This window comes from Deinococcus roseus (genome assembly GCF_014646895.1).
Taxonomy (GTDB): domain Bacteria; phylum Deinococcota; class Deinococci; order Deinococcales; family Deinococcaceae; genus Deinococcus_C; species Deinococcus_C roseus.
Genome location: NZ_BMOD01000016.1, coordinates 100,730 through 111,840 on the forward strand (window position 1 = coordinate 100,730; position 11,111 = coordinate 111,840).

At 55.8% G+C, this 11,111-nt stretch carries 7 protein-coding genes and 1 tRNA gene; 2 read left to right on the plus strand and 6 right to left on the minus strand.

All coding sequences use genetic code 11. From position 1 onward, the window contains the following. Nucleotides 1-81: 81 nt before the first annotated feature. From IEY52_RS17980 to tgt, 3 genes are all read right to left on the minus strand, one after another. Nucleotides 82-798, minus strand: a complete 717-nt coding sequence (locus IEY52_RS17980) for a tetratricopeptide repeat protein (protein WP_189004960.1) — start codon at nucleotides 796-798, stop codon at nucleotides 82-84. A gap of 126 nt (nucleotides 799-924) precedes the next feature. Further along, nucleotides 925-4,431: an S-layer homology domain-containing protein gene (locus IEY52_RS26760; RefSeq protein WP_229684861.1), complete on the minus strand. Its 3,507-nt coding sequence runs from the start codon at nucleotides 4,429-4,431 to the stop codon at nucleotides 925-927. Between the two features lie 326 nt (nucleotides 4,432-4,757). After that, nucleotides 4,758-5,909, minus strand: a complete 1,152-nt coding sequence (gene tgt / locus IEY52_RS17990; RefSeq protein ID WP_189004962.1) for a tRNA guanosine(34) transglycosylase Tgt — start codon at nucleotides 5,907-5,909, stop codon at nucleotides 4,758-4,760. A gap of 91 nt (nucleotides 5,910-6,000) precedes the next feature. Between tgt and IEY52_RS17995 the strand changes: the two genes are divergently transcribed. Beyond that, the gene (locus IEY52_RS17995) at nucleotides 6,001-6,792 is read left to right on the plus strand and encodes a PaaX family transcriptional regulator (RefSeq protein ID WP_189004964.1); all 792 of its coding nucleotides are present in this window, start codon (nucleotides 6,001-6,003) and stop codon (nucleotides 6,790-6,792) included. Nucleotides 6,793-6,805: 13 nt separating this feature from the next. Here the strand turns inward: IEY52_RS17995 and IEY52_RS18000 are convergent, their stop codons facing one another. Next, entirely contained in the window at nucleotides 6,806-7,699 is an 894-nt protein-coding gene (locus IEY52_RS18000) for an ATP-binding cassette domain-containing protein (protein ID WP_189004974.1), read from the minus strand. Nucleotides 7,700-8,006: 307 nt separating this feature from the next. On the opposite strand from IEY52_RS18000, the gene IEY52_RS26985 reads away from it, so the two are divergent. Next, on the plus strand, nucleotides 8,007-8,138 hold the full coding sequence (locus IEY52_RS26985) for a hypothetical protein (protein WP_268239736.1): 132 nt from the start codon (nucleotides 8,007-8,009) through the stop codon (nucleotides 8,136-8,138). A gap of 76 nt (nucleotides 8,139-8,214) precedes the next feature. Here the strand turns inward: IEY52_RS26985 and IEY52_RS18005 are convergent, their stop codons facing one another. Beyond that, nucleotides 8,215-10,638, minus strand: a complete 2,424-nt coding sequence (locus IEY52_RS18005; RefSeq protein WP_189004976.1) for a helix-turn-helix domain-containing protein — start codon at nucleotides 10,636-10,638, stop codon at nucleotides 8,215-8,217. Nucleotides 10,639-10,849: 211 nt separating this feature from the next. Further along, nucleotides 10,850-10,925 (minus strand) — tRNA-Gly (locus tag IEY52_RS18010). Nucleotides 10,926-11,111: the final 186 nt, after the last annotated feature.

The window sequence follows — 11,111 nt, forward strand, 5'->3', positions numbered from 1 at the left end:
CACAAGAAACTGAACCCCAGCTTAAAACCCAAAGCAGGGCCATCAGACCAAAATCAGGAAAAACCCCTCCTGCAAATGTTTTTATTTGCGCAGCTCAGCCAGTGCCGTCACAGCGGCTGTGTAATCTGGATCCACTGTCAGTGCCTCTCGATACATTTCTCTGGCCATGCTGAAGTTCTTCAGGGCCTCATGGCACTGCCCCATCCAGTAGTACAGCTCTGGATAAGCAGGATGCACCAGGGGTTGACCAGCCTGCTGCAATGCAGCAAGTCCCTGCTTGAGGTGCTGCAAAGCCATTTCCGGTTGCTTCTGGGAAAACAACACCATCCCCAGATTCAAAAAAGGCCAGGGCTGGGAAGCTTCCAGGGCTTCTGCAAAAGCAAAAGCCTCTTTGGCCACATCCAGATGCCCAAAACGCCAGGCTGTGGCCCCCCAGTCCATCACATACTGGTAATTGTTGCCCAGATAACCTGCAGCTTTCAGGTCTGCCAGAGACTCGGGCACCTTGCCTTGCTCTGCCAGCACCAGACCCCGCACCCAGAACGCTTCCGCTGTCCATTCTGCAGCAGGAACTTTTTTCAATTCCAGCAAAGCCTGAGGCAGGTTGCCCTGCAAGTAAAACACCCGTGCCAGCAAAATGCGGGCCGCCGCAGATTCGGTTTTCAGGCTTTGTTGCAGCTGGGTTCTGGCGGTGACCAGTTCGCCGTTCTCAATCATTTCCCTGATTTTGCTCAAATTCTGGCTGTGGGCCACCCCCACCAGCAGGAGCGCCCAGATTGCCACACCCACAAATCGCATAACAGCACCATATCATGCCCATCTGAGGATCACAGTAAAGGAGCACAGGGCGGGAGCACAACAAAAAAACAAAAAACAAAAAAAGAAACCTCCGGGCGTCCCCGGAGGTTTCTTGAGAAGTCAGGTTTAGAACTTGACTTTGTAGCTGACTTTGAAGGCCTGACCGTTGCTGATGAAGCCAGCCTGGTTCAGGGTGAAGTCACCGTAAGCGAAGTTCAGGTCGTTGTAGGTCCACTCGACGTAAACACCACCGAGGCTCACAGAGAGGTCGCCGGTATCTACATCGTAGTAACCGCCAGCCACATCGCCCACGAAGGGATCGTAAGCCATGTTGGTGCCCGTCTCACCGGCCCACACAAAGGCCAGGGTGCTCTTGGGGAACAGGAAGTCGCTGGACTTCACGCCCAGGCTGTACTCCAGCATGCTGCTGGTGTAGTCAGCATCGCTGTAAGCGGTGTTCTTGTAACCAAAGTACCCGGTGAAGGAGGGGCGCAGGAAGGTGTCCAGGGTGCTGGTGCTTGCATCCACTGCGAACAGCACCTGGGTGTGGTCGCTGGCGTTCACATCGGCATCCTGCACGCTTTCAAAGAAGGCGGAAGGTTTGACGGTCAGCACACCAGCGGTGAAGGTGGTGTCTGCACCAGCGTAGAGGGTGGTGCGGTCCCAGTCGGCAGCGCCACCGGCGAGGTCGGTCACACCGCTGTCCAGTTTGAAGCCTGCTTTGAGGTTCACGCTGGCCAGTTTGCCGGTGATGTCCACGCCAGCTTTGCTGGTCTGGGTGTCTTTGAAGGGGGCCACAGCGTAAGGAATGGCGGGGGTGCCCACCACGGTCACTCCATCCACACTCACGGTCTGGAAGTAGCCGTTGACATCGAAGCCACCGAGGGTCACACCAGCAGTTGCGCCGAGGCGGGTGAGGGCGACATCGACTCCACCAGCATGAACAGCCAGGTTGTCAAAGTAAGCGCCCACTTTGAAGATGGACAGCTGACCGCTGGCATCCACACCAAAACCGGTCATGTTGGTGTCTGCAGGAGCATCAAAGTCGGCGATACGGTCAAAGTAACCGCCCACCTTGAAAGCACCAAGTGTGGCTTTCAGGTTGACGTATGCACCCTGGGTTCCCACCACTTGAATGTCGTTGTAGGGGTTCTTGTGGTCGTCGCCGCTGTCGTAAGACACACCGTCAAAGTCAGGATCCAGGTTCCACACATCAGCGCGCACGGTCAGGGGACCTGCGGTGCCGTCAGCGTGGGCATAGAAGATGCTGGCATTGTCGGTGGTGGTCACGCCGCCCACAACGCTGGTGAAGGTTTCAGTGGCGAATTCGCTCTGAACATTCCAGCCAGCAATTTTGGCTTTCAGGTCTGCACCGAAAACGGTGTCGGTCAGGCTGTCAGGAGCGTACATGCTGTCGGTGCCCCATTGAGCAGCACTGACACCCAGGTTCACATCGGTGACAGGGCTGATGGTTGCACGGATGCCGCGGTTGTAGGAAGAAGGAACTCCACCAACGCTGCCTTCGCTGCCGTAAGCCACGGTCAGGGTGGGTTTGAATGCGCCAATGCCGGGCAGGCTGCTGCCGTCCACAGTGGCCACAAAACCGTCACCAATGCCAGCGACATTGTTGTCGAAGACGTATTCGGTGAACTGGGTCTTCACGTTCTCGCCCACATTGAACTTGATGGGAGCGCCGTTGACATCGAACACCACAGTGACGCCCTTGATGTAGAAGCTGACAGGCTTGGCATCGGTGGCATCGCCAGTCACAACTTTGCTGAAGGTCAGGTCCGAAAGACCGAACTCGGCAGTCACGCTGTGGACATTGAAAGCCTGGGTGTCAGCGGCCAGTTTGCCACTGTTGGCGCTGGTGCCAGAGATGCCTTTGTTGGCGAAATCCAGCTTGAGGGTCAGGTCAGTGGAGGTGTTGCCCACTTTGGAGCCGTTGAGCACAGCGGCCTGCTGCACTTCTCTCTTGGCCACCACAGCTTTGGCGTTGCCATGGAAGTAGACGTCCAGAACGTCAGCGTCACTGGCAATGCTGGTGTAGAACACAGCGTTGGCATCGTCAGCGGCAGTTCCTTTGCCATCACTGTTGACGGTGTTGTCGGTGTCAACAGTCACTTTGAACACGTTGACGCCATAACCGAACACATCGTCCACTTTGGTGGCGGTGGCAGGGCTCACGCCGAAGTCCACGTAGTCAATGGGGCTGTCAGCGGTGGCGGTGTCAGAGTCCACACCACTGCTGAACTGGGTGCCAGAGATGATGCGGTCGATGTCGAAGTTGACGGTGGTGACGCGGCTGACGTAGTAAACGCTGGTCAGTTCACCACTCACAGAGAAACCGAAGGTGCCGTTCAGGGTGTTGAACTTGCCTTGCAGGTCGCTCAGGTTGGTTTCCACCACGGTCACGCGGTTGGTCAGGTCGGTCAGGTCGCGGTTCAGGTTGGTGAAGCGGGCATCCACGTCTGCGGCGTCTGCTTTGTCAGACTCGAGGGTGGAGATGCGGTCTTCCAGGCTCACGATGTCTTCGTTGAAGAGCACGGTGAGGTCCTGCAGGGCCACAATGCTGCCGGTGTTGGCTTCGATCTGCTCGCCCTGGCTGGCAACGGTGTCGCCGAGTTCGCCCAGGGAGCCTTCGAGGTCGTCCACGCGCACGTTCACGTCATCAATGGCACCAGCGAGTTCTTCGATGCGGCTGTTGATTTCGTCCAGCAGAGCAGCGGTTTCTTCGTTGGCAGCAACCAGTTCGTCCTGGGCAGCAGCCAGATCGTCGACACGGGTGCCGAGGTCATCCAGGCTGGCGGACAGGTCGTCCAGGGTGGCGGTCAGGTCTTCCAGGTTGGCAGCCAGTTCTTCCTGACCAGAGGTCAGGTCGTCCTGGGCAGCCAGCAGGTCGTCCTGGGCAGCAGCCAGATCGTCCACGCGAGCGTTCACGTCGTCGATGGCAGCGGTCAGGTCGTCCACGAAGGAGAGATCGATGTCACCGGGCTCAACGGGCTCAGCGCCTTCGAGGGCTTCCACACGGGAAACCAGGTCTTCCTGGCCAGAGGTCAGGTCGTCCACACGGCTACCGAGGTCGTCCAGCTGGGCAACCAGGTCATCCAGAGCGCCGGTCAGTTCTTCGATCTGGCCAGCAGTGGCTTCGTCAGCAGCAGCCAGTTCATCGATCTGGGCCTGCAGGTCTTCGATGGCAGAGGTATCAAAGCCTTCGCCAGTCTTTTCGCCAGCGCCTTCTTCCAGAGCAGCAACGCGCTCTTCGAGGGCAGCCACGTCTTCTTTGGTGGCAGCGTTGTCCTCGACGTCAGCAATGCGGACGCCCAGGGCAGCCAGTTCGCTGCTCAGTTCCTGAACAGCGTTCTTGAGGGCTTCGATGTCCTCAGCGCCGAAAACGCTGGTGGGAACTTCCTGCAAGCAACGGGCCAGAATCAATGCGGCCTGGTAACGGGTGAGGCTTTCGTTGCCGCGGTAGGTTCCGTCGGGGAAACCGATGATGCAACCTTTGGCAGCCATTTTTTCAACGGCATCTTTGGCCCAGTGGCCAGCGGGTACGTCGCTGAAGTTGGCCTGTGCGAATGCACCGCCAAAAGAAAGTGCTGCGGTAACAGCCAGAACTGCTCTTAGTTTCATACTTACCCCCTAATAAAGTTCGCATCCGTACTTTCACGTCTGGTTGCACAGCTGGGGCGAGTTGCCGAGTTTCCTCTCCCATAGACGATGAACGCGTCCGTACTTCCGCTGGCCTGCTGCATGGCTGCTCCAATTCTGAGTTTTCCCCGAGAATAGTTAAGCTCCAATACAAAAGACCATGCTAATCATACACATCATCAGTGTGATAGGTCAAGACAAAGATGAGAGTAAGCCATCAGCATTAAGGATCAATTTATGCGCCTTGACAGCAAAATCCTGTGACGGGTGTGACAATCTCTCTCATGATCCCAAAAGATACACATCTCTCACTCACATTCGGAGACCTGCACAGCCTGCTGGAACCACTGCGGGAGTGCTCCTCCAAAGTACACTTTGCCCCATTCCGTGGCCCACTCCGTGTAGACATTTTGTTCGATGGCAACGCGGGCTTTCTCCACCAAACGGTGCAAATAACGCAAATTGTGTAAAGACAGCATGCGCGGGCCCAGCATTTCCTCTGCTCTCATCAAGTGAGCAAGGTAGGCCCTGGTGTAGTGCTGGCAACAATAGCAATCGCAGGTGTCATCTACAGGCCGCAAATCGGTCTTCATGCTGGCCTTATTGAGGTTGATGCGTCCCTGGTCGGTCAGGCCATAACCAAAACGCCCGGTGCGGGTGGGGTACACACAATCAAACATGTCCACACCCAGACCAATGGCCGCCACCAGATCCTCTGGATGTCCCACCCCCATCAGGTAACGGGGTTTATGGGTGGGCAAATGGCGGGCCGTGAAATCCACCATCGGGTACATCTCTTCCTTGGATTCCCCGACGGCCAGACCCCCAATGGCAAATCCAGGGGTCTGGAAAGGCAAAGTGGCCTCCAGGCTCTGCAAGCGCAGGTTCTCGTAGACCCCACCCTGGACAATGGCAAACAGGGCCTGGTCTTCCCTGCTTTTCACTTGCAGGCAGCGGTCCAGCCAGCGGATGGTGCGTTCCAGGCTGTTTTTCACATACTCTGGACTGGCTGGATGGGGAGGGCATTCATCGAAAGCCATGATCACATCTGCGCCCAGGGCTTCTTGCACCTGAATGGAACGTTCGGGGGTCAGATACACCAGACTGCCATCCAGGTGGTTTCTGAAGGTCACGCCTTCTTCCTTGATGGTTCGCATGTGCCCCAGGCTCATCACCTGAAACCCTCCCGAATCGGTCAGAAAAGGACCGGGGTAAGCGGTGAATCCTGGCAATCCACCATGCTGGCGCACCAGTTCTTCTCCGGGTCGCAACATCAGGTGGTAGGTGTTCCCCAGAATCATCTGGGAGCCCACATCCAGCAACTCCTGCGGACTGATGCCCTTGACGGTGCCCTGGGTGCCCACAGGCATGAACATCGGGGTGGTGACACTCCCTCTGGGGGTGTGAAAAGTGGCTGTTCTGGCACGGCCTGAAGTGGCCTGGATCTCAAACTCAAACACCCCCCTACTTTACACCCCCAAATGGCAGTTCCCTCCCAGAACAAAAGCCCCCTGACCCTTTCTGGCAAGTCGTGTAATCTAATAAACAGCCATGCGTGCCCGTTCTACCCTCTTTACCATCCTCGGAGAGTACGTCAACCCCTTAAGAGAAGCCATCTGGGTGGGCAGCATTCTGGAATGGATGGAGGTGCTGGGTTTCAACGAACCCGCAGTGCGTGCCGCCATCTCACGCGCCCAGCGCAACGGCTGGTTGCAGGCAGAGAAACTGGGCCGCAAGAGTTACTACCGCATTACCGAAGATGTGCAGTGGCGCATCGACGGCCTTCTGGACCGCCTTTACCCCAGAACCCCCAACCAGTGGGATGGCCTGTGGCGGGTGCTGATTTACACCATTCCCGAAAGCAAAAGGGAAAAACGCGACAAATTCCGCAAAGAGCTGAGCCTGATGGGTTTTGGCATGCTCACCGGAGGGGTATGGATCTGCCCCAACCCCAAAGCGAGGGATGCCCTGGATCTCGCCCGTGCCCACACCCTGGAACAGGAAGTGGAAATTTTTGAGGCCACCCGTCTGCACCAGAACCACCATGACCTCATTGCCCACGCCTGGGACCTGGGGTACATCAACACCCACTACCAGGCTTTTCTGCAGGAATTTGAGCATGCTCCCCTTCCAGAAGAACCCAGAGCAGCGTTTTACGAATTCATTCGCATGCTGCACGCCTACCGCAAGTTCCTGTTCTTTGATCCCAGTTTTCCTGCAGAATTGCGGCCCACTCCAGACTGGGGTGCGGTGGCCCAGCAGCTTTTTCTGGAACGCAGGTCAAAATTGAAAGCCAGCGCAGCTCCTTTGGTGGCAGCCACCCTGAAAACCCCAGAAATCTGATTTCTGTTTCACTTCAGGGCGCTGCCTGCTGCAGACGCAAATACAGGCTGACCAGCGCTTCAGGATGGCATTCACGGACCTGGATGCACTGCTCCTGCAAGAGAGGCAACATCTTCTGAACCTGCTCCATGCTCAGGTCCACCATCACACCTCCCTGCACTTCTTCCACCTGCTGGACCAGACCCAGTTGATGCAGTGCAGAAGTTGCAGCTGTTGTATCTTCCACTTCCAGAATCACCCTTCTCTGGGCGGTCAACTGGGCAAATTCACCCTGGGCCACCACCCGGCCCTGGTCCAGCAGCACCAGGTATTCGCCGTACATTTCGGCTTCCTTCAGACAGGAAGTGGTCAGCAACACCGAACGGCCTTCCCAGACCAGACGCCTCAGCACCAGCCAGAGGTCCTGGCGCTCTTGCACGTTCAAGCCCTGCATGGGCTCATCCAGCAACAGCAGTCCACCTTGTGGCCCCATTTGCGCAGCAATCCACAACTTCACCTTCTGGTGGCGTTTCAGAGACCACACGGACACATGGGCCATTTTCTGCAGTCCCACCTGGGTCAGGGCCGTGTAGACCCAGGTCTGGGGATCCAGCAATGCCTGATAGTGGGGCAGGTGCAATAAAAACTCTGCACAGGTCACCCAGGGAAGCATTCTGGGAGGTTTCAGACCCAGATGCAGCATCTGCTTTCTGGCTGGAAGATGCAAAGACAAATCCAGAAAAGAGCATTGCCCCTGCTGATGTGCCTCCAGCCCCAGCATCACCCGCAGCACCGAAGTTTTGCCTGAACGGGGTGCACCAGAAATCACACTCAGCATGCCTTGCGGCACCCTGAACGTCACGTCCTGCAAAACAATCTGGGCCTTTGAGGTCTTGCCCAGTCCTTTCACCTGAATCAAATCTGTCATCTTGAACCTGAATTTCTGGGCACCACACCTGTCAGCCCCACACCACAGGGGTTTGCATCAGCCCACGTTTTTTTCATACAGCACATCATTTACCAGTAAAGCGAACTCTGGGTTGCCTGAAGGTTGCCTGCCAGATCAACCCTTTCTAAACCTCCCATGCCTTTTACTGAAAGCAACCCTTGAAGACGTTGCTTCAATCCCACAGAAGCAACCCAAAACCACCTGGAAACCCCAGGCTCAACTTTGTTCTCCTGCATGGGTTTTCCTGTGATGGTCGGGGATTTCAGCCATTTGATGGAGGTCTGACATGAAAAAACACACCATCTTGCCCATCCTGATGCTGCTTGGCCTCCTGTCATCTGCTGCGCTGGCTGCCGATCCCACCCCTCCGCCTCCGGTCAAAAACAGTTCCATCTCACCTGTTGTGTGCAGCAAGTAAACACCAGGACACCCCACCCAACACCAACCCCCAGCTGGAGTTCAGCTGGGGGTTCATGCCATTGCACCAAACAGCCTCACACAACCCCCCATTCTTCACGCAGGCGTTTCACCTGCGCCAGCACAAAAGCGTAGTGCTGGCTCTGCCTGGGAAGGATGTGAGACAGGTGCTCCCAGATGTCCAGGTCATCCTCCAGTTTTTCCGCCAGTTTCAGCACAAAATCGGGATCACGGGAATTTTCTGCCAGTGCTTTCACCTGACGCTCCAGTTCATTCCTCATGGATTCAATGCCCGGCGCAGTGGAATGCTCCATGAAACCACCTGCATAAAGCCGGACCACCTGCTCCATGCGCCCCTGGCGGATGCGTTCTTGCAATTCCAGGAAATCTGCCCGGTATTCCAATTGCAACTTGTACGGCTGAGAAACAATGGGAACAATCCTCCTCAGGCGGGAAATCAGGGCTTTGAGATTGCTGTAGGTGCCTGCATCTCCATACAATTCCAGCAGCAATTGCTCTCCTGTCAGACCCTGAGGATGCAAGGCCAGCAACACCACGATCTCCACCTGTCTGGGGGAAAGGTCCAGCACCTCTCCAGCCAGGCTGACCTCCTGGCTTCCAAGGGTCTTGATGTAAAGCAGATCTGAACTGGGAGGTTCTGATTCGTTTTCCCTGAGCAAATGAAAGGAACCCACATATTCCAGCCGTTCATAAAGCGAAAGCGCACGAATGTATTGCTCTTCTGCTTCATTGGTGTCCTCATTTTGCACTGGAGGGTCTTCCTGAATGATCTTTTTCAACAGTGGAGCAGCCACCCAGACCCGCTCAGAGTACTTGAAGGGTCCGATGTTCTCCACACTGTTCAGGTGCTGCAAAGCCTCCTGGGGGCGGGAATGCAGCACCGAAAGGGCCAGGGCCAGATGGGCATAGCGTCTTTTCCAGAGGGGTGCATCTGCACTGAGCGCCAGGGCTTCACGGGCATACTGTTCTGCTTCTTTCTCCTGCCCCAGAGCCATGCACAGGCGCACCAGGTAATAAGCAAACCTGCCCCGTTCATGCCGGTTGTAACTGCTCCAGATTTCCAGCCAGTGTTCCAGGGCCTGACTGGGCTGACCCACAATCAGACAGTATTCACTCCAGGTGCAGTGCAGCAGGTAATGCAGGGATTCACTGGTGTTTCTGGACAGTTTGAGGGCATCCTGCAACCCGCCTTCCAGCCCCACATGGTCTCCCGTCAGAATGCGCAGATAATACCAGGCATTGAGGGTCAGCAAACGGTCCACAGCATTCACCACAGGCAAAGCATTCAAGAACTGCATGGTCCAGTTGGCCCAGTGGGCGGCTTCCTGCAGCTGGTTGTTCAGCAGCAAACAATAAGGAAGGTGCACCGAGGCCCGAATGATCTGCAAGGTGTTTTTGTCGGCTTCTGCCAGACGCAAGGCCTCAAAACTCAGGTCCACATAGTGCTGGATGTCCCGGAGTTCCCTGATCTGCCAGCGAAAAGCCCGGGCCAGGGCCTGCACCGTCAGGGAAGAACGTTTGTGCTGTACTGCCCTCGAAGCCTCGGCAAAAGAATCTTCACCCATGCCAAAAAACCACAGGTTGGCGGCAAGGGCCCGCAACTCAGGCGCTTCATGCTGCTGCAGACAGGACAGCACTTCTTCCCTCAAACCGACATGCCGGTCCATCAGATAGGCGGCTTCCAGGCGCCAGCGCATCACTGCCTCATGGGCGAGCAGTTCAGGGGGCAAACGGTTCAGCACCTGCCACAGCCGCACATGCTCCCCCTGCAAAATCACCCTTGACGCAGACTGCTCCAGAAAATCCAGGACTTTTTCAGGCAAAGCCTCTGCAGCCAGTTCCAGGGCCTCCAGATGTTTCTCTTTTTTCAGCAGCAAGGGCAACAAAAATTCAGGTTTGATCTCAACTTCAAACCCTCTGGGCACACGGCGACCTGCAGCACAGGGTTGATGGGGAATGGACCAGCCTTTCTGCAAGTGAACTTCCACCCAGAATTTTTCAAAAATTCCCTGACTTTTCTGGTAAATGGCCTGCACTGTGGCCTCAGGCAATTGAAAAGTCAGGCTGGCAAGCTGCAGTGCCTCTTCCGGTTCCAACATCAACTCCTGTGCAGAAACCACCTGTGCATCTGGCAAGTTCATCTCACCCAGCACCACCACCTGGTGTCCCAATGCCAGCATGTGTTGAAACAACTCCAGCATCCCTGGCAGCACCTGGTTCCCCGAATACACAAAACAATAACGGTCAAAAAGGGCATCATACCTTTGCAGGATGATGGTGATGTAGGGCGGAGTCACTCCATAATCAATGATGTTCTGTCCCAGGGTGTGGTTGAAGGCCTCGGCCAGTTTGTTGGCCTGCGCCACTGCATCTCCATGTTCACGTTCAGAGATCTCGAACCACACCAGTGCAGGCAACCCTTCCCTGAGGGCATCCAGCAGGTAAGGTGCCCCATGTTCCAGTGGCGCCCTGAAGTGCAAGATTTTCTTCTGCTGCAGAAATGAGCGCTGCAGCCGTTTTAACCATCTGGAGTCGCCTAGAGACATGCTCATCTTATAGTAATGAATTTGCAGGACGATTGCGTGGTCAAAAGCCAGAAAAACACCATCTTTAAACCCCAGCAAAAGCAAACCCTCCAGCTGCACAAAAGCCATACAAAACAAAAAAAGAGCCTTGCAGCTCTTTTTCTTCTGGAGCGGGTAACGAGACTCGAACTCGTGACCTCAACCTTGGCAAGGTCGCGCTCTACCAACTGAGCTACACCCGCACTCCACGCCTCCCAAGCCTGGACTTGTTCAGCACATCGACAATAGCAAAACTTTTTGCTGCCGTCAAGCTCTGTTTCCTGCGCCCACACATCATTTAAGGCAAGGCACAAAAACAAAAAACCCCCCGCGTCGCTCTACTCTCCCAAGCAATCACTCACTCAGTACCATCGACGAAACAGCGTTTC

Bases quoted from the DNA above. Each gene is read 5' to 3' on its own strand.
- IEY52_RS17980 (WP_189004960.1), bottom strand. From the start codon at position 798: ATGCGATTTGTGGGTGTGGCAATCTGGGCGCTCCTGCTGGTGGGGGTG.
- IEY52_RS26760 (WP_229684861.1), bottom strand. From the start codon at position 4,431: ATGAAACTAAGAGCAGTTCTGGCTGTTACCGCAGCACTTTCTTTTGGC.
- IEY52_RS17995 (WP_189004964.1), top strand. From the start codon at position 6,001: ATGCGTGCCCGTTCTACCCTCTTTACCATCCTCGGAGAGTACGTCAAC.
- IEY52_RS18000 (WP_189004974.1), bottom strand. From the start codon at position 7,699: ATGACAGATTTGATTCAGGTGAAAGGACTGGGCAAGACCTCAAAGGCC.
- IEY52_RS26985 (WP_268239736.1), top strand. From the start codon at position 8,007: ATGAAAAAACACACCATCTTGCCCATCCTGATGCTGCTTGGCCTCCTG.